Annotated in this window: 23 protein-coding genes; 18 read left to right on the forward strand and 5 right to left on the reverse strand. The window is 34.7% G+C overall.

All coding sequences use genetic code 11. The annotated features are described in order from the left end of the window. The 6 genes from PT285_RS10990 to PT285_RS11015 all read left to right on the forward strand — a co-directional run. Positions 1-207, forward strand: a 207-nt coding sequence (locus PT285_RS10990; protein ID WP_277150721.1) for a hypothetical protein, incomplete at its 5' end; no start/stop codon positions are given. After that, positions 207-1,568, forward strand: a complete 1,362-nt coding sequence (locus PT285_RS10995; RefSeq protein ID WP_277150723.1) for a BppU family phage baseplate upper protein — start codon at positions 207-209, stop codon at positions 1,566-1,568. The genes PT285_RS10990 and PT285_RS10995, both read left to right, overlap by 1 nt. 11 nt (positions 1,569-1,579) lie before the next feature. Further along, positions 1,580-1,900 (forward strand): hypothetical protein, encoded by a 321-nt coding sequence (locus PT285_RS11000; protein ID WP_277150725.1) that lies wholly within the window; start codon positions 1,580-1,582, stop codon positions 1,898-1,900. A gap of 58 nt (positions 1,901-1,958) precedes the next feature. Further along, complete coding sequence (locus PT285_RS11005) at positions 1,959-2,411, forward strand: hypothetical protein (RefSeq protein WP_277150727.1); 453 nt, start codon at positions 1,959-1,961, stop codon at positions 2,409-2,411. Then, positions 2,411-2,575 carry an XkdX family protein gene (locus PT285_RS11010; RefSeq protein WP_277150729.1) on the forward strand — a complete coding sequence of 55 codons (165 nt, stop codon included), beginning with the start codon at positions 2,411-2,413 and terminating at the stop codon, positions 2,573-2,575. The genes PT285_RS11005 and PT285_RS11010 overlap by 1 nt, the downstream gene beginning before the upstream one ends. Positions 2,576-2,712: 137 nt before the next feature. Next, positions 2,713-2,985: a hypothetical protein gene (locus PT285_RS11015; RefSeq protein ID WP_277150731.1), complete on the forward strand. Its 273-nt coding sequence runs from the start codon at positions 2,713-2,715 to the stop codon at positions 2,983-2,985. A 45-nt stretch (positions 2,986-3,030) separates the two neighbouring features. Here PT285_RS11015 and PT285_RS11020 read toward each other — a convergent pair whose 3' ends face one another. From PT285_RS11020 to PT285_RS11030, 3 genes are all read right to left on the reverse strand, one after another. Beyond that, on the reverse strand, positions 3,031-3,729 hold the full coding sequence (locus PT285_RS11020; protein ID WP_277150733.1) for a hypothetical protein: 699 nt from the start codon (positions 3,727-3,729) through the stop codon (positions 3,031-3,033). A gap of 117 nt (positions 3,730-3,846) precedes the next feature. Next, positions 3,847-5,013 carry a hypothetical protein gene (locus PT285_RS11025; RefSeq protein ID WP_277150735.1) on the reverse strand — a complete coding sequence of 389 codons (1,167 nt, stop codon included), beginning with the start codon at positions 5,011-5,013 and terminating at the stop codon, positions 3,847-3,849. A 2-nt stretch (positions 5,014-5,015) separates the two neighbouring features. Continuing rightward, positions 5,016-6,080 carry a replication initiator protein A gene (locus tag PT285_RS11030; protein WP_277150737.1) on the reverse strand — a complete coding sequence of 355 codons (1,065 nt, stop codon included), beginning with the start codon at positions 6,078-6,080 and terminating at the stop codon, positions 5,016-5,018. A gap of 507 nt (positions 6,081-6,587) precedes the next feature. Between PT285_RS11030 and PT285_RS11035 the strand changes: the two genes are divergently transcribed. The 6 genes from PT285_RS11035 to PT285_RS11060 all read left to right on the forward strand — a co-directional run bounded on the left by PT285_RS11035 (position 6,588) and on the right by PT285_RS11060 (position 10,097). After that, positions 6,588-7,376: a ParA family protein gene (locus PT285_RS11035; RefSeq protein WP_277150739.1), complete on the forward strand. Its 789-nt coding sequence runs from the start codon at positions 6,588-6,590 to the stop codon at positions 7,374-7,376. A 1-nt stretch (position 7,377) separates the two neighbouring features. Beyond that, entirely contained in the window at positions 7,378-7,596 is a 219-nt protein-coding gene (locus PT285_RS11040; protein WP_277150741.1) for a hypothetical protein, read from the forward strand. Between the two features lie 216 nt (positions 7,597-7,812). Then, complete coding sequence (locus PT285_RS11045) at positions 7,813-8,073, forward strand: hypothetical protein (protein ID WP_277150743.1); 261 nt, start codon at positions 7,813-7,815, stop codon at positions 8,071-8,073. Then, positions 8,067-8,441 (forward strand): type II toxin-antitoxin system PemK/MazF family toxin, encoded by a 375-nt coding sequence (locus PT285_RS11050; RefSeq protein ID WP_277150745.1) that lies wholly within the window; start codon positions 8,067-8,069, stop codon positions 8,439-8,441. The genes PT285_RS11045 and PT285_RS11050 overlap by 7 nt, the downstream gene beginning before the upstream one ends. Positions 8,442-8,553: 112 nt before the next feature. After that, on the forward strand, positions 8,554-9,513 hold the full coding sequence (locus PT285_RS11055) for a hypothetical protein (RefSeq protein ID WP_277150747.1): 960 nt from the start codon (positions 8,554-8,556) through the stop codon (positions 9,511-9,513). A gap of 26 nt (positions 9,514-9,539) precedes the next feature. Beyond that, a complete protein-coding gene (locus tag PT285_RS11060) occupies positions 9,540-10,097 on the forward strand; it encodes a hypothetical protein (protein ID WP_277150749.1) in 558 nt (185 codons plus the stop codon). Positions 10,098-10,876: 779 nt separating this feature from the next. On the opposite strand, the gene PT285_RS11065 is transcribed toward PT285_RS11060, so the two are convergent. Together PT285_RS11065 and PT285_RS11070 are read right to left on the reverse strand one after the other, a co-directional pair. Further along, positions 10,877-11,002 (reverse strand): hypothetical protein, encoded by a 126-nt coding sequence (locus PT285_RS11065; RefSeq protein WP_277150751.1) that lies wholly within the window; start codon positions 11,000-11,002, stop codon positions 10,877-10,879. 6 nt (positions 11,003-11,008) lie between these two features. Beyond that, positions 11,009-11,626, reverse strand: a complete 618-nt coding sequence (locus tag PT285_RS11070) for a hypothetical protein (protein WP_277150753.1) — start codon at positions 11,624-11,626, stop codon at positions 11,009-11,011. Between the two features lie 1,544 nt (positions 11,627-13,170). On the opposite strand from PT285_RS11070, the gene PT285_RS11075 reads away from it, so the two are divergent. The 6 genes from PT285_RS11075 to PT285_RS11100 all read left to right on the forward strand — a co-directional run bounded on the left by PT285_RS11075 (position 13,171) and on the right by PT285_RS11100 (position 16,816). Then, positions 13,171-14,505: a hypothetical protein gene (locus PT285_RS11075; protein ID WP_277150754.1), complete on the forward strand. Its 1,335-nt coding sequence runs from the start codon at positions 13,171-13,173 to the stop codon at positions 14,503-14,505. Positions 14,506-14,583: 78 nt separating this feature from the next. After that, positions 14,584-15,168, forward strand: a complete 585-nt coding sequence (locus PT285_RS11080) for an HNH endonuclease signature motif containing protein (RefSeq protein ID WP_277150756.1) — start codon at positions 14,584-14,586, stop codon at positions 15,166-15,168. A 52-nt stretch (positions 15,169-15,220) separates the two neighbouring features. Then, positions 15,221-15,400: a hypothetical protein gene (locus tag PT285_RS11085; protein ID WP_277150758.1), complete on the forward strand. Its 180-nt coding sequence runs from the start codon at positions 15,221-15,223 to the stop codon at positions 15,398-15,400. Further along, entirely contained in the window at positions 15,393-16,190 is a 798-nt protein-coding gene (locus tag PT285_RS11090; RefSeq protein WP_277150759.1) for a hypothetical protein, read from the forward strand. The genes PT285_RS11085 and PT285_RS11090 overlap by 8 nt, the downstream gene beginning before the upstream one ends. Before the next feature lie 7 nt (positions 16,191-16,197). Beyond that, entirely contained in the window at positions 16,198-16,476 is a 279-nt protein-coding gene (locus tag PT285_RS11095; protein ID WP_277150761.1) for a hypothetical protein, read from the forward strand. Then, positions 16,415-16,816, forward strand: coding sequence for a hypothetical protein (locus tag PT285_RS11100; protein WP_277150763.1), 402 nt, complete (start codon positions 16,415-16,417; stop codon positions 16,814-16,816). The genes PT285_RS11095 and PT285_RS11100 overlap by 62 nt, the downstream gene beginning before the upstream one ends. Positions 16,817-16,990: the final 174 nt, after the last annotated feature.

Genomic DNA, 16,990 nt, shown 5'->3' on the forward strand with positions numbered 1-16,990 from the left:
GAAAAATCTACCTCACAACTTGATAAAGCCAAGAATGGCATGAGTTACTACACTAGCGGTTTAGCCGACCTGCAAAAAGGTTATAAAGAATCTACTCAACTGAGTCAATCATATATCGACCGCCTTAAAGCCGAGGGTAAAGAATCTGAAGCTAACGCTAAACTAGAGCAACAAAAACCGAATAAAAAGAAAGAAGTGAGACAGTAATGTCTATTCCTGTATTAACTCTTTGCACGGATAAAAATACTACTAGCGTTGACCTTGATAGAATTACCATTCGTCAATCAGAAGCAGGTCTGGTTATTAATGCCAACCTCATAGATGCCGACAATAATGCCTACAACCTTAATAACTGCAAGGTCAGTTTCGGGGAAAATAAAGATGGCGGCAAGATGGTTGATGACGACAATGTAGCTATTACTGATGCCATCGCTGGCCAAATTAGTTACAAACTAAATGCTGCTGTGTATCAGGCAAGTGGTAGTGCGTGGTTCGAAATTACTAATACTGCTAATATCCTGATTGACACTACTACTAACTTCCACGTTGAAGTAATCAAACAGGCCGATCTAAACGTTGATAATGACAATTACTGGAGCAAGGCCGAAGCGATGTTAACTCATATTCAAGCATTTATGAATAAAATTCAAAATGATTTGAATAGCTATGAAAGCAGTAAAACTGCTGATATCAATAGCCTGGTTAGCACTACCACAGCCAGCATTAATAAACTCAGCAATGACACTAATGCAACCTTGCAAAACTATAAGGACCAACTCGCTGATTATGATGCGAAATACAAGACACTAGATGATAACTGGGCTACTGAAATAGCAAAGCTGGATGGCCAGATTGATGCAGTCAAGCAGCAGGCTATCAAAGATTTTCAAACGCAGCGAGACCAGCTTAATTCTGACTTTACTGATTTTGAAGCTGATTTAAAAGCTGACTTAAACAGCAAAATCACTGATATTAACTCAGCAATTAGCACTCTTTCTAGTACCACAATTCCTAGCCTTGAAGCTAGGGCAAATGCAATCAGTGACAAATTGGACAGCCTAAAAACTGATTTCAACAACATTGACTTCACTTCTTTTGTCACAAAAAACGACTGGAATACATTAACTGCTAAAGTTGATGGTATGTACAGCAATGACCAGATTGATGAAAAACTGGCTCAGACAGGCAAGGTCAAAACTGTTGAAGGTGAAGAGCCTGGCGAAGATGGCAACGTGGAGCTGCTGAAAGATGGCAGTAAAATTAGTACTGCCATTGCTACTGCCAAAACTGGTGCCATCAGTGATGCTGAAGCTTACACCAATACGCAAATTGCTGCGATTCCGAAAATAGATTTATCTCCGTATGCTAAGAACACTGATCTAGTTGTTGTCAGAACTACTGCTAATACTGCTAATAGCCAGGCTATAGCTAACAAACAGTCTATTAATAATTTACAGAATCAGGTTACAGCACTTAATAGCAAGCAATATGTTTATGATGCAGGTTATGATTCAGCAGCGCTAAGTTACTCTCAAAACCATCCTGATGTGATTGTTTTTGGAAATTAGAGGGAGAAACAATGGCAATTTATTATAACGGAAGAAGCCACAATCATTTTTATTATGGCGGTAAAAAATGGACCCAAGATCCAGAGAGTGTTATTGGCAAAAAAATGTTTATTCCTGCTGGAACAAGAAAGGTTTTAGATTATGGTAATGGCTATGATGGTGAATTTGATACAAATCAAACTTTGACAATATTGGGTATCTATATCATGTCTGATTATTATGGGGGCCAGTACTCAGGTAGTATTAAACTATACCAATACTTGGATATGAATATCAACCAAGGAGAACCGCATTGGGTAAACCAAACAGATGTAACCATTCTGGGAGGGTAATTAAAAGACTTATTTACTTAATACATTACCTAGCTGCTTTTTTATGAAAGGAAATATTATGACAGAAACAACAAACACGGCAGCAAATGCTGCAGGTAACTCAGTTACTGAACCGGAGAACATGATAGTTATTTATAAATCAACCGATGATGAACCATGCACACCATTTTTGGCATTTGCACCGATTAAAACAAGTTGGCCACTGGTAGCAGAAGCGCCAGATATGACTAAACTAAAAAATCCTAAATATAGTTGGCCAACACATATTTGGGTAGAATCGGATGGTGCCGCACAAGGACAGCTAATTGCACAGTTGCAGAAAACAATAGCGACGCAAACGCAGACTATTTCAGATGTAAAGCAAGACCAAACTTCCACTCAGACTACACTGACTGCCATCCAAGATACACAAACTAAGCAAACAACGGCAATAGGCCAAGTAGTAGAGCTGGTTTCTAACCTAGTGGCTAATCAAAAAAAGTCAGCAACTACTGATGGAGGTAATGCCTGATGATTAATTTTCATGACATACTTAAGCAACTGTATATCGAATTATATCAAGCCCATGTTTATGACAATACTAAGATTGCTAATTTTGTTCAGATGGGCATAATAAATGGACAAGATTATAAAGATATTACCGGTATTGATTACAAAGTATCTGTATCAGCTTAGGAAGGACGCTGGTTACTACGGATTTCACTAATATTGACTGGGGTGTTATCTTTAATTGGCTAAGTCAGCTGGGTATCTTTGCTTGGATTGCTAGCATCTGGCAAGGTCATAGAAATAAGGTTAAAACTAAAAAGGCATTGCTTAACCAGCTTCCACAGTTAGTAGCAGATGTAGCCACCATTACTACCTTAGTTGGTGAATTAAAGACTGGCGAAATTGAAGAGCTGCACACTAGTCTCGATGCTCTTTGTTACGAAGCAATTCAGCAAGGATTTATTACTGAAGAGCAGTTTACCAGGTTGAATCAGGTCTATAATGTGTACCACTCGCTAGGTGGTAACGGTTCTGGAACGAAATTGTACCAACAGGCTAGCCAGTTACCAATTAAAAATACTGACGAGAAGGCATAGAAAAAGGCTCGGCTATTTTAGTCGGGTCTTTTTTTTGTATATATGCTACCAACGTATTTCATTATGACCAGAATCAAGGTTATAACCCATTTCTTCTAGCTTATAAAATATATTTTCATCTGGATTATCTGGCAGATAAAATGTATCCTCATTTATAAGATGTGGGATTTCATCAATGTCTATATACAGATTAACATCTTTAAAATCATAACATAAATATGTCTCAGTTTTAAACCATTTTCTTTTTTTCTTTTCTGTATAACTACTATCAAGCAAAATAATGCTTCCACATACTTTATTTGCATTAATGAAAGCGCATGTATCATTTATATCTTTACTAGTGCTTTTTATTCCTTGGAATGTAATACGTTTAAACTCGTCAATTACTCCATCATCAATAAACTTTTGTACATAATCGGGAACTGTATCAAATTTAAGTGTTATCCATCTAGGCACACGTATACTATTATTGCCTTGTGATACGGCTTCATCAATTTTTTTCAGTAGGAGTCCCAATGCATAATCATATATATTATAGTAAGAATCGCTATGGCAATGACTAAAAGGTTTCTCGTTCGTATCAATAATAATGTCATCGTCGCTATAACTATATATCCTTTTAGTATCCATTTCTTCCCATGGGTGAACAAGTATATCTCTAATCTCACTCATTACTTTTTTATTAGGCGACGCATTTATTTCTGACTGCTTGTGAGCTTCTTCTGCACTTGTTATAAAAGTCATTTTCTTTGAGCACTTTCTTGTAAACCTTTTACTAGTTACATTGTACTACTAGCTTAGCTAAACTTGGAATTGCTAACGTAAACTCCAGAAAGATATTTAAAAAGGATTTTGACTCGACTATTTCGAGTCTTTTTTTGCTTGGTCTATTTTTAATTTTAAGTCATATATTTCCCTTTTTAACTTTTTTTCTTTCTCTTTTCTGGCTTTTTCATCTACATTGTTATCTATAACAATGTTTAAGCCCCTTAATTCGCACTCAAGAATATATAACTTTATTTCATCAAGTTTAATATCTCCTACTTTCAGCTTTTCTATATCTTCTTGTGCAACTTTAAAATTAAACTTGTTATCGATAATAGTGCGTTCATTATTTATTGTATAATAGTATTTAATTACTATCGTATAGTCATCCTTTAAAAATTGAGGATTGCCTTCTTTAATGTATCTATTATAATTATAATCGTATTTATTTTTGCAACAATCAGTTGCTTTATCATCGTTTTTAAATTCATCAATGAAAACATCCTTAAGTATATTTATTATTTTTTCTCTCGAAAGAGTGGATTTTTTATATTCTCCTACTTTCACATTTTGGATACGTGGAAAATCGATTAGTGGTTCATTATCTACAACCCTCTCTCCATATTTATTATAATAATTGGTTCTTTTAGGTGTTTTTTGCCAAATATCAATTGCAGGTTGAAGAAACAAAATTGATACTGTTGAAGAAGCATTTACAGCTAAAACTGACCATTTTGTAGGTATAATTTGTGACTCAGTAGCATTATCAATAATTTCAATTTCGGGGGTCCTTTTTTGCTCCCATCTATTATTTGATAGTGCAACTATAACTGCAGAAACAGTTCCAATAGCAGATATTAAGTCAATAATGGTATTATTTCCTATACTTTTCGTCTTGATTAGTATCAAGCTAACTATAATGGCTCCTGCTATACCACCGACAATTAGACCCATCCATGGTTTACTAAACAGGAAAATAAACTTTCTTATACCTGACCTAATACTTTCTTCAATCTCAGTTGAAAATGTACATATAGTTATACCTAAAAATATACCTAGAAACAGGCCTACACTTAACCCAAAAATTTGTTTAAAAGGTAAAATTAAAGTTAAAATTAATATTGCAATAAAAGCAATAGATAATAAGAAGATAATAAAATTATTTTTCTTATTTGCATAAGCAATTGAAAACAAAGCTATGAAAAGTAAAATTATTATAGCCCACCATGGCAATTTATGCATCCATGTCCATATTGACTCCATGCCTATGCCTCCTGTAATTGCTTATTACTCATAGCCTCGTTATTAGCCAGCTCATTGAACAAGTTAGTCATTGTTCGATATAAATAGCCCTTTAAATTAGTGATCGGTTTATTGCTAGTTTCTGCCTGTCTAACCTTATTGAAGTATCCAAGGATCGTTTCATCAATCCTAATAATATTATTATTGTTTTCCAATTGCAATACAATTTTACAGTTTTGTTCTCTAGCTGCTTTAACAACAGATTTTTTAGCATTAAGAATGACACTAATAAATTCATGGACTTGCCCTGGAGTTTTGCAATAAGAGCTAATTCTAGCTAAACTTTGTTGACTTAAAAAGCTGGGTATAGACTTAGAATTCATAATTTCTGATGTGTGATGGACTAAATCACGATTCTGAGCATTAATTTCTTTTTGGGTGTAATTACTTGAGGAAAAGTCCCACTCAGTAGTATCAGAATGTATCTGTTTAGTATCTAAATAATTAGTATTGTCTTGATATAGTGTTGTTTTAACACTTCCTTTATTATCAAGGGCTTGGGGCCTATTTTCTCGAGATGTCATTTTGATACTTTCTTGATTAGACAAGGCTCTTGGGGTTGAGTATCGAGATGCCATTTTAACATTTCCTTGTTTAGCTAGGGCTTTTGTCTGATTGCCTGTTTCTAAGCCTCGTTTGTTGTAAATATCTTGAGCAGTAACATCAAGATCAGCAAGGTATAGTCTGTTAGGCAGATTCCGTTTATTTTTAGCATCAAATCCCATTTTTCTTTGATACAGAAGTCCTGTTTTTTCTAGTTCTTTTTTAACCCTGACGACTTTACCGTTTGACCAGTGCATTAATTTTTGTAGTTGTTCATTAGTAAAAATGAAATAGACGTTATTATCTTCGTCTACCCAATTATTGCGTAGAGAGTATTCTAGGCGATCTCTGAGTACCATGTAACCCAGCTTAGCCCCATCACTTAAAGTCTCATATTGTTCTCCATAAAGTAGAACTTGCGGAAATTGATAGAACCGTGTTTGATATGCTTGCTCCGAGTTAATAAAATTAAAATCATTTGCCATTTGTCATTATCTCCTATTAAAAATCGTGAATAAAAAAAGAACCAAGTAAAGCTGTAACAGCTACTTAGTTCTTACCTTGATTTCTAATAAGATTTTCCACTTGATTATGATATCGTTAAAGTATATACTATTGTTAATCAAAGAGGTTGGTTAATCCATCGTGGTTGTTAGGATTAATTGGCTAAGTAGTGAGCTATCACTACTAATATGAATGTCACTGCAGAGCTGTAATGGTTCTGCTTTTTTCATATCTTCTTTTTTATTCAATTATCAAATTGCTTGAAGTTGTCATTCTGTAAATTCAGCACAGCGACTTCGGTTTTTCTATTTACAGGAAAATGATAGCATGCGGGCAAGTAAAATGCAAGTAATATCTACGTCATATTTTAAAGCTGGTCGTCGATTATTTTTCTGCTACTTGTAACAAGTTATTAGTAACTAGAAACTTGTAATTTGTTTCTTGTAACCTGTAACAAGTGATGATAAAATGTATGAAGAGGTGATATTATGACTGAGATAATAACTATTGCAAATTTTAAGGGTGGAGTCAGCAAAACTACTACAACTGTCATGTTTTCTTATATCCTTAATGAACGTCAGAATAAGAAGGTATTGTGTGTCGACTTTGACCCCCAGAGTAATGCAACTGAAATTTTAAATAAAACTTATCCTAAACCAATTAGAAAAGCTAAAACATCATTTATCAATGGATTAAAAAATATGAATTTAGTTCCTGCAATTAGCAAGTTGTCTGAAAATTTGGATTTGTTAGGTGCAGATTGGGATTTGTCTCTTTTTCCAGAAGTAGCTGACAATTTTAGTAAAAACAAACAATATCTGATACTTCAAGCATTGATAAATAAAATTAAAAATCAATACGATTATATCCTAATTGATACCCCACCTACATTGTCAGTCTTTACTAATAATGCAATTCTAGCAAGCGACTATGTTGTAATGGTTATGCAAAGTCAACAACAAAGTTTCACTAGTTCAATTAAGTTTGTTTCTTATCTGCAGCAATTGCGAAAAGACTATAGTGGGAAATTTGATTTACTAGGCATAATTCCTTGCTTAATGAAAACTACAGGTACTGTAGATAAGGAAGTTCTTGATGAAGCCAAACAGACCTTAGGCAATGCAATGCTTGTAAACATTTTATACAATCGTGAGCGTGTAAAGCGTTTTGGTCGATCAGGTATAAAGAATGAGGATATTTGGGACTCACGTACTATCTATATGTATGAAATGGTGTTAAAAGAATTGTTGAGGCGTATTGAGGAAAGGAACAAGTAATATGAGTGATGACTTATTAGGCTCAATTGATATTAACAATGATGACTTCGAGAAAAAGAGTCCGTTTGCTAAAAAAGAAGGTGCTAAACCTGTCAGAATTCGGGAAAGTCAATATGAGAAGATTCGTTTGATGGCTTTTAAGCAAAATAAGAAAATGGTTGATGTGATTGACGAATTGCTGCAAAGAGCTATTTCAGAAGAAGAGTCAGGAAACAAGTAACTTGTAATTTGTTTCTTGTTACTTGATACAAATTACTAATAACATGTTACAAAAGATAAACAGTAGCACAAATGATAAGATACAATCTATTGTATATAGTAGATTGTGCCAAAAATTAAATTATAGGAGTCAGCAAAGTCTGGCTCTTTTTTATTGCTTATAATTATAATACTGGTGTATACTTGTAGATACAAAAGAAACGACGGAGGATTTATCTTGGTAGAAAAAAATTTAGGAATGGTAGTAGCTAGAAAAACAGGTAATTCTGTATCGCTCACAGTTCCAGCAAAATTAGGAATTAAGCAGGGTCAACAATTTAGCCTAACTCAAGAAGGTAATAATACTCTTGTTTATAAAGCCATCGATTCTAATCCTTGGTTTAACGGTGACTATGATGATGTTGACTTTCAAGAAGAAATGAAGAAAGTAGGTAATCCTGATACTATGCAGGTTGGTAAGGAGAATGTTCCGTGGTAGTAACTGCCCCAAAACAAGGAGATATTATTTGGATAGATGCCGAACCGCATTCGGGTAGAGAAGAAGGTGGGCATAATTCTGAATCTGGTAATGTACAGAGACCAGCGGTAGTCATTTCTAATGATGCTTATAACCAAAAAACAGGATTGGTTGTTTGCATGCTGATGACTCATGATGTAAATAAAGGTAATGATGCTCTTTATTATCCAATAGCTAGTCACGATGCTAATGTAGTAGGCAGTGTAATAACCTTTCAAATGCCAAATTATGATTTTGCTAGTAGACATGGTGAAATTAGAGGTCATGTTACACCAAAAGACTTGGATGAATTGCTATCCAGAGCATATCAGATATTAGATAAACGATAGTTGTAAGGGACCAGTAAAATATGGCCCTTTTTATTGCTAATAATTGATAGCGCTTAATTATGGCAGTATAATTTAACCGATAGAACTATTATTGAAGAGCGAGGAACTATTAATGAAGATAAAGTTTGATGAAGATGATTATGAGAAATTGTCCGTGGCAGGAATCTATGCAGTCTATATTTCTGCTTTAGGTAAAGAAAATTGTTTATATGTAGGTGAAGGAAACTGTATAGCAAAACGTTGGGGTGAGCATGTAGAGGCACTATGGAATGGAATTAATGCTTGCAATTGTAAAATATGTTTAAAAACTAAGAGTCCCTGTCATAGAAAACTAAATGCTTGCCAAATTAAACTTGAGAATATAAGCAAAAAAGGGACACGCAAGGGACTTGTTTGTGTTTGTCAGAAAAAGGAAACCAGTTACCAAAAATCTGATATCATGGCATGCAAGGCACACAGCTACTGGGGCATTACACAAAGGGTGATAGATACACCTGATACTTGCTTAACCTTTAGAATCATTGAAACCGAATTTGAAAATCGAAATTTAGGTGGAGATGAAAACAAAGAAAATGGAAGAAAAGACGTTGAGAAAGAGTATTGTGAAAAACTTAAACCTTTAGCTCAAGAAAATAAGGGGTCTGATATAGAAAAGGATGTTCCTGATATGATTGCTGCAGTACGAGACTTTATGTATAGAAGTGGTGCATGGTTAACGGAAAGTAAAATTATGAACAAAAAGAGGGCTAAAAAGCTATATGTTCCAATTATGTGGGACAAAAGACAAGAAGTTGAACTAGCAGATGGCAGTTATATATACTTTACTATTGAATATTGTGAACCAAAAACCTTTATAGGTGAAAACAATAAACCTGTTCAAGAAGCAACAGCAGTTTTAAATATTATGACAGGCTTTCCAGATGAAAGTGAAGATGTTAGACACCTTACTGAAGATACTGGTTTTCAGTTTTGTTTTAATGCCAAGGGCGGCAGTATTAAAATTGCAGACACCGAATTAGTTTTTGTCCCTGAAGAAGAATTTAGTAAGAAGTATAAAAGTAATAATTTTTGATATAGATATGATGGGAGATTAAAAATATGACTAAAACTGTAGTACACCGTATTCCAATAGAACTACATAAGCCACAAGTAATAAATTTTTCAGATGGCAGTAATTTACACTTTACGTTTGTTGAACGGAGAGATAAAAACGGTAATGAACTTACTGGTAAGTCAGACATGGAGCTGATTTCGATTGATAAACATACAAATCATAATTTTTTGGATTTGTATAATAATAATCAGGTAATGACTATAAAAAATACAGGAGACAAACTAAAAGTTGATGATGATTGCTTAGAATTTTATCCTGTCAAAAAAGATAAAAGAGAAATTGATGTTCCTTTTATAGAATATGACCTTAATCCAAAAGTATATCTCTCGGATGGCACATTTTTTGTTTTCAGTGCAGTGCCCATAGATGATGATGAAAAAAATGGGGGCACTGTTGAAGAGATTGTTGTTTCAGATACTGATAACCCTCAATTATTGAAAATGAAAAAACGAGGAGAAGCATGGCATATAAATTCTATTGGCGATAAGATTGAAGCTGGTGGAAATATTCTACATTTTTACTATGAAAGTCCGAACTTTTAGCTATACCACATTGTGGTTTACATAATACGCCTTAACCGAAGTGATCGGTAAAATGCCTGTCACTAAGTGTTTGGCTTAGTCATAAAAATGGCCTTGTGAAATTCAAGTCGTATAGTATTAAAGGGCCCTGTGAAATCAGGGTTCTTTTTTTATGCATTGCGGTCAATTCACAATTATACCAATTTTATTAGCCAGGGAAATGGAGGTTAAAAATAACCAATTAAAGACAATTATAAGTTTTGTAATTCCTAGAAACCAAAAAACCAGCAATTAAAAGCAATAATAAATTTCAGCAAAATTGCATACCAATTTTAGACATGTTACAATATCGGTGTAAACAAAAAGAAGCCCCACTGATAATAGGACTTCTTGAACACAAGCTTCCGCATAAAGAGCGGCGACTTGCTAATGGTTAAACTGATAACCGCTAGTGTCTCGAACTAGAGCGGTTATTTTTTTGCTTAGATTTTCTCCAAGCAGCAATACAATGCTTAAACTTGTAGGGGATCTTTGCGACATTATCTAATAGTTTATTAAACTGCTTAATAATCCTATTAACTAGCCATAAAAGTACCGCAAGTCTTGCACAGAATGCAATAACAGCATCCATAAGGATACCGGACTAAGTCCTTCCATTAAAATTTTGCAGTTATAGCTTTTTACACCATACGCATCATCTCCTGGTTTAGATATTAGTCACCGCTATCTAGCTTCTTCTCATGTTCAACGTTAATTATATCAAAAATGTAGTTGTAGTCATCTACTAATTAGATAGCTTTTTAGTCTTCATCATTGATCCAGTTGTTGTATTCTTTAGCGGTCTTGATTTCTTGAACAGGCAACTTTTTAACAGCTTCAAGGAGAGCCTTGGTAGCTTTACCCCTGCGAGTTTGTGCTTTGGTCATGACTTTTTACCTCCTGTATCCTCTTGATATTCCTAATTTTTGTAGTAGATGGAATGGATGAGTAATTTTTTCTATGTATTCAGTTAAGAGAATATTGTCCCAATAATATCTGTTTTCAATGTCCTGTACAGTAAAACGGACATCTTTAGCTTTAGATTTCCACTGTAGATGTAGTTGTTCTCCTTCATTTTCTGAATTAGCATCTGGTGGTAGGAAAGCTAAAGTAGCAATTTCTTTAGGCTTTAGCTCAAAATGAAAACACAGCTTTTGAACAAAAAATGGTCTATGGATAGTGAAATGTTTAGTGTTTAGCTCTTTTATTTTAGTGAAACCTGCATCTGTAATTGTTAATGTTCTATTACCAGTGTTTCTAATTGTGACAATATCATAATTAGTTTGGTAATTTTTAGAATCAAAATTATCATCCTTATTTTTCTTGTCTTTACTGAGTTGCACTCTTTTATTGATTTCTATTTTATATTTAGCTCGTTTACTATTAATGTCTTTCCCTATTTGATATATCAGCCCTATTAGAGCTATTAAAGCCGCTATAGCAGTAGCATTTGTAACTATTCCTTGCCAAAGATTGCATAGTGCATTCCAGATATTTGATAGAACTTGCATAATAATCTCCTCCTAGTATTAGTATAGCGGAGTCCCAAATCTGAACCAAATAGTGACTGCTTATTAATAGTAGTCTTTTTCTTTTGCTTCTATATGCTCATTAATTCACATGAAGAAGTTCTCATACTGTCACGGCAATAATTTCTACAGTTGTAATTCTTTATCATTTAATCATTGTACTATTCAACAATTAAAAATAATGCAATTTTAATAAGTGCCAATGGCACTAGATCTATTGCATTGAATACTACTGAATGAGTTTATTAGTTAAAAATTTTAAATCTTCAATACTAATAGTGATGCTCATGGTTCAATCGCTTCGCTCTTTCCCCATTCCCTAATATCACTAAAAGTAAAATATTGAAGAAAAAATCAATTGGTACCTGAAACGAATGGTGTAGCCAAAGGCGGAACCTGAGTAAAGGCACCAAGGTATCCAGAAACCCTTCTGGTCCAGTGAGCCGTAGGCGAGGGTGAAACCCTTAAATAGTATTGAAAAGAGAAGGTATAGGTTTCTTTCAGTTTTAAAATTAGTGCATTTTTTATTATGGCCATTGGCCATAGGAATCCTTGCACTGTAGAATAACTGAAACAGATATATCTATATCTTCATCAATTTTTACAACTTGAACAAAAGAATTAGTGCCTAGAAATAACACTATTGCCAATGGCAATAAAAGAATTAAGGCACTTTTTATTTGTTCAAAATTTATAACTATTAGGGCGAGTTGCGCCCCGTCACTTCGTTCCTCCTGCAACCAGAGTTGGCTCTCTGGATAGCAATGACTTCCGCTACGCTCCAGCCATTAATGTGTTTTCTTTTCAGTTTTGGATTTTGTGACTATTAGGAATGAATGAGAACCGTAGGTTCGAGTGAATGACCTGTCACTGCTATTACTGAATTAATTGATAATAAAGACTATTAGTAATATTAAAATTATCAGAATAGCCCCAATAGGTCATTAAACCCCTATGGCTCTAAGGCTTACCCCATGTTCTTTAGAAATCAATGAGAACAAGCTCTGAGCCTTACTTTCATGCACGTTTACAGCGATATTTTGCCGTTGGGACACCTTTTTAGAATTAGCAAATTTATCTTCAATACTAGTAAATTCTGTTATCAAGCAATAGGCTAAGAACCAATCCTGATACTGTGATATCAACAGTTATGACTTATTAATGGTAGTACAAGTAGGTGTACTTAGCAATCGAAGTGTGAGTACATGTTATAATAAATATATAGGATAAAAGGATGAATGAATGTGCACCACATTATCGTTTATCTATAATACTCAATGGCCTGTATCTGTAGTAGATTATAAATATAAAAATTTATAGTAATGATGATTATTGTTTTAATAAAGTTTACAAATTTATTAGTGGTTGTAATAGTGGCAAATGTTAATATTTGATAAAAATTATTAAGTAAGTTGTAAGAATATTAAGTAAATATAAAGACAAGGGCACGATTTAGGAGTGAAGTACTAGATTATAAGTGTCCGGGGGAAAAGTAGTAGCTTCATTTATATAGGAGGAAGAAATAAATGATAGATATGCAGGCAGACGTACAGAATTATGCGCTAATCCATAATTGGCGTGAGCAGGGCAACAAAATACAGTTACGGAAGATAACCGGCATGAGCGGTGACAGACAATTTATATTCAGGCGGAAGGCACGGACTTCGCTAATTAAAGCAACCGACATGCTACCGCTTAGAAAATTGCTAGGTTCTAAGACTAAAGGTCATGTGGTACTAACCGAGGGCAACCATTGGACATGGAGACCTAATAATAAAACTCAACTGTTAACTTTACAAGTATTGGTAGGATTACTGCCCGAAGGTGATTTACTACCGTTTCTGCAATATTTTTGCGATTTAGACGTGGCAGACGCCGATATAGCTAGTCGAGAGATTGCTAAGGATAATCTGTATCAACTTGAACGAAAGAATACTAACATGCGGGGCAAGGCGTTAAAGTCGGTATTCTGGGCAGGAACTCCATCATCAACGTTACGAAAATCATCTGATGATTTATTAGCAGTAGCAAGAGCAGTATGTGTTGTCAGTTACAGCAAGGTGTTTACTAGAGGGCTTTTAACTGAAGATGCGCAAAGCAAAATTGACCGCACTACACCGCTTACGAATTTTTCTATTAAAGAATTGAAATCCATGATTATGCCAATTATGTCAATGAGCAAAATCTCTAATTGTTTAAGTTTTCTACTATTAAGTGGCTGGTTAGTACGGATTCCCGAGAAATATACGGTGGCAGGTGCTAAAAAGTTGGCTAATAAGGAAGCGGAATTTAAAGCAAAAGTTAGTTTAAAAGACGAAATAAATGATGCCCTAGAATCAGAAAAATCTGACGATGAAGATAGTAACCAAAATGGTTTTACACCCAAAGTTACTAAAGATGGCTACATAGTTGCACCTAGTATCTATATCATGAACCCAATAGATTCAGTTGATTGGGAGAATCTATTGGACACAGTTAATCTTGATACTACCGCAAGTATCAGACCAATAATGGTTAATTATATTTTAGGCAGTGAATATGCAACTCAGTTTATTAATCATAATAAACAAACAATTATGTTGTCAGAAATAAGTGTTGCTGAAGATGTTAAAGGTAGGCTTGAAGCTAATCCCAACGATTGTGTCACTAAGAAACAGATGGCAGTAATGCTACAACATGCGAATACGACTATGAAGGGTAACACGGCTTTGCAGCATTTAAAGGATTTACTAGTTTGGAAGCATTTTAATCTAGTAGAAATTACTAGCAGAGAAGCATCAATACTAGGGTTTAATGCCCAGAAACGAACAATGACAGACAAAGTTTTAGTTAACTATGCTGAGTACTTGCGGAGAAAATAGGGACGATTTGTAAATAACTATAAGTGCTAAATTACTAGTGGTAGGAAAAATAGTAGTTTTATTATTGGAGGAAAATATATGACAAGTCAGGAATTAGAAAATTATAGAGCGGAACATGTAAAAATGGCTTTCGAGTTTATAGCAGAATTGCCAGCAGACCATGCAGATTGGAAAATGATTCAAGATGATTCACTGGTACCATTTTATGCAATTAGCAAAGATGGAATTATTAAGGTATTCGCATATGGACGCAATAAAACGCACATAGTTCAGCAATACAAGAATAATTGCGGTTATATGATAGTAGGACTCATGGGTATTGATGGGAAATCTCATACTAAAACTGTACAGCAGTTAGTAGCTAATGCTTGGCTTACAAAGCCAGGTACCAATGAAAAACTAGAAGTTGATCACATCAATGGTAACAGAACAGACAATCGGGTAGAGAACTTACAATGGCTTACTATTAGCCAGAATAGAGCAAAAAGACGAATTAATAATGGTTATCATGGACATAAAATCATTGCCGTTAAGGATGGGGTAGTAAAAGAATACCAGTCGATTCATTCGGCTAGTAAAGCTACGGGGATCAGTGATAGTACAGTCCGTGCTGTAGCTGACGGATATAATACAAAAACTGGTTTTTATTTTTGTTACGCATAAAATTAAAACAACCCCATTATTCGTATTATACCGCAAGCTGAGGAGCAAATAAATGAAAAAAGGAAAAGTAATAGAAAAATTATTAGCAGTATTGAGTTCAGTACTACTTGGTGGAGGAGCAGGTATTGCAATAGGAGGCTGTACAGCTACTAGCCTTACCACAAGTATTACAGGTTTGGCCATGATGGTGATTGGCTGGGCAAGTCTGAAGGTAGTTGAAAAGATTGGATGATACCAAAGAACTGTGGGACAGAACATTAGCTGAGATACAGTCTATGACCTACTTCCATCAAGAAGCAGGGAAGGTGGCAAGTGTTACCCATCAATCCCAGTATGAAGCACGGACATCGTTAATTAATGAGTTATACCTCAAACGACTTAAAGCCTTTGCACCTCGCAAGATATTATCGATGGCATTACACAATGATTCATGGTTACGAACTCGCATCACATACTCACGAAAAGGGTTAATAAATCAGCATCTAAAAGAGGTAAAGAAGCTGGCTAACCAAGATGTTGAAGAACTTGTAGATGTACTACCAATGATAAGCGAATACGACATTGGGCAGGCTGTACGAGTGGTGCCATTAATTTTTAGCAATGACCGTACTAAAGGATTTATTCAGACAACTTTACAACATGGTGAACTTGAAGCACGGGACAAATATCATCTGTCTAAAAGGCAATTTAATAGGAAAGTCAATGATATTAGCAGGTATTGCAGTAAGCATAGAGGTGAAATTAGGCAATTTATACCTAACACAGAGAAACAGCAACTATTAGCCAATCGGTTGAAGAAGTTGAAAACAATGTTGTTACTGATAAATCGAGATGATGACTACTCGGTACAGCAGCTAATGTATAGCGACTGCAAATTCTGGGAAGATACAATTGGTGAAATACCGCAGGTGCAATATCAATACTATCTTTTACATGACTACAGCCATAGTGAGGATAAAACAGCTTTTATTAGCTATATCAATGAGCAAATTAATCAATTAGAAGAACAATTAAGGGGTTAAAAAAATAATGAGTAAAAATATTAACAAAGTAAAAATTAGCGGAATGGTTGCACAGAATCCTAAATTAGTTTCAGAAAAATTATTCAAATTTACTATCAGGACAGATGAAATTAATGATAATGGCAAACAGGTACATGCCTTTATACCGATAGCTTCACAGGAAGAAGTATCTAAAGGTGATGTGGTAGAAGTAACAGGTAGAATTACTACAGCATCAGCACATCATGAAGACGGTACATGGTCTAACTATTGGAATGTATTGGCTGACAAGGTATGTATTGGCTGACAAGGTAATCAATAAGGGACAAGTCGAATCTGATGATGGTACTGATTATTACAGTCAGCATGGTGCAGGTAGTGATTGGCTTAATCGACAAAAGGCTAATACTGGTAAGCAGCAGGTACGAGCAAACCCTAATCATTATGCAAGTGGTGGTTACGAATCAAAATGGGAAAAGGAAGCTAAGGCTGATTACCAGAAGCGTCTACATGATGCCGAAGCCAAAATTGATAACTCTAGTGCTAATAAAGAAACCACCAAACCAAATCATAAGCAGTTATCTGAGGAAGAAAGGGATTCTGCTATTGCTGCTGCTAAAACGATATTAGCGGAATATACAGATTAGGAGATGGTGCTAAGAGTAGAAATTAATTAATGATGTAAACACATTGGAACATTATAATTTTATCGCTAACGAAGAAGATGCAAGTTGGCAAACTGAATTGCTAATTGTGCACCTTTTTTTATTTATGAATAAACAGCAATATTTTGAATTTTCGTACACGAGCATGTGTATTAA

The sequence above is a fragment of the Lactobacillus sp. ESL0791 genome (assembly GCF_029433255.1).
GTDB lineage: Bacteria > Bacillota > Bacilli > Lactobacillales > Lactobacillaceae > Lactobacillus.

What these genes read in the sequence shown, in the direction of transcription:
- PT285_RS10995 (WP_277150723.1), top strand. Translation starts at nt 207, where the DNA reads ATGTCTATTCCTGTATTAACTCTTTGCACGGATAAAAATACTACTAGC.
- PT285_RS11000 (WP_277150725.1), top strand. Translation starts at nt 1,580, where the DNA reads ATGGCAATTTATTATAACGGAAGAAGCCACAATCATTTTTATTATGGC.
- PT285_RS11005 (WP_277150727.1), top strand. Translation starts at nt 1,959, where the DNA reads ATGACAGAAACAACAAACACGGCAGCAAATGCTGCAGGTAACTCAGTT.
- PT285_RS11010 (WP_277150729.1), top strand. Translation starts at nt 2,411, where the DNA reads ATGATTAATTTTCATGACATACTTAAGCAACTGTATATCGAATTATAT.
- PT285_RS11020 (WP_277150733.1), bottom strand. Translation starts at nt 3,729, where the DNA reads ATGACTTTTATAACAAGTGCAGAAGAAGCTCACAAGCAGTCAGAAATA.
- PT285_RS11025 (WP_277150735.1), bottom strand. Translation starts at nt 5,013, where the DNA reads ATGGAGTCAATATGGACATGGATGCATAAATTGCCATGGTGGGCTATA.
- PT285_RS11030 (WP_277150737.1), bottom strand. Translation starts at nt 6,080, where the DNA reads ATGGCAAATGATTTTAATTTTATTAACTCGGAGCAAGCATATCAAACA.
- PT285_RS11035 (WP_277150739.1), top strand. Translation starts at nt 6,588, where the DNA reads ATGACTGAGATAATAACTATTGCAAATTTTAAGGGTGGAGTCAGCAAA.
- PT285_RS11040 (WP_277150741.1), top strand. Translation starts at nt 7,378, where the DNA reads ATGAGTGATGACTTATTAGGCTCAATTGATATTAACAATGATGACTTC.
- PT285_RS11055 (WP_277150747.1), top strand. Translation starts at nt 8,554, where the DNA reads ATGAAGATAAAGTTTGATGAAGATGATTATGAGAAATTGTCCGTGGCA.
- PT285_RS11060 (WP_277150749.1), top strand. Translation starts at nt 9,540, where the DNA reads ATGACTAAAACTGTAGTACACCGTATTCCAATAGAACTACATAAGCCA.
- PT285_RS11065 (WP_277150751.1), bottom strand. Translation starts at nt 11,002, where the DNA reads ATGACCAAAGCACAAACTCGCAGGGGTAAAGCTACCAAGGCTCTCCTT.
- PT285_RS11070 (WP_277150753.1), bottom strand. Translation starts at nt 11,626, where the DNA reads ATGCAAGTTCTATCAAATATCTGGAATGCACTATGCAATCTTTGGCAA.
- PT285_RS11075 (WP_277150754.1), top strand. Translation starts at nt 13,171, where the DNA reads ATGATAGATATGCAGGCAGACGTACAGAATTATGCGCTAATCCATAAT.
- PT285_RS11080 (WP_277150756.1), top strand. Translation starts at nt 14,584, where the DNA reads ATGACAAGTCAGGAATTAGAAAATTATAGAGCGGAACATGTAAAAATG.
- PT285_RS11085 (WP_277150758.1), top strand. Translation starts at nt 15,221, where the DNA reads ATGAAAAAAGGAAAAGTAATAGAAAAATTATTAGCAGTATTGAGTTCA.
- PT285_RS11095 (WP_277150761.1), top strand. Translation starts at nt 16,198, where the DNA reads ATGAGTAAAAATATTAACAAAGTAAAAATTAGCGGAATGGTTGCACAG.
- PT285_RS11100 (WP_277150763.1), top strand. Translation starts at nt 16,415, where the DNA reads ATGAAGACGGTACATGGTCTAACTATTGGAATGTATTGGCTGACAAGG.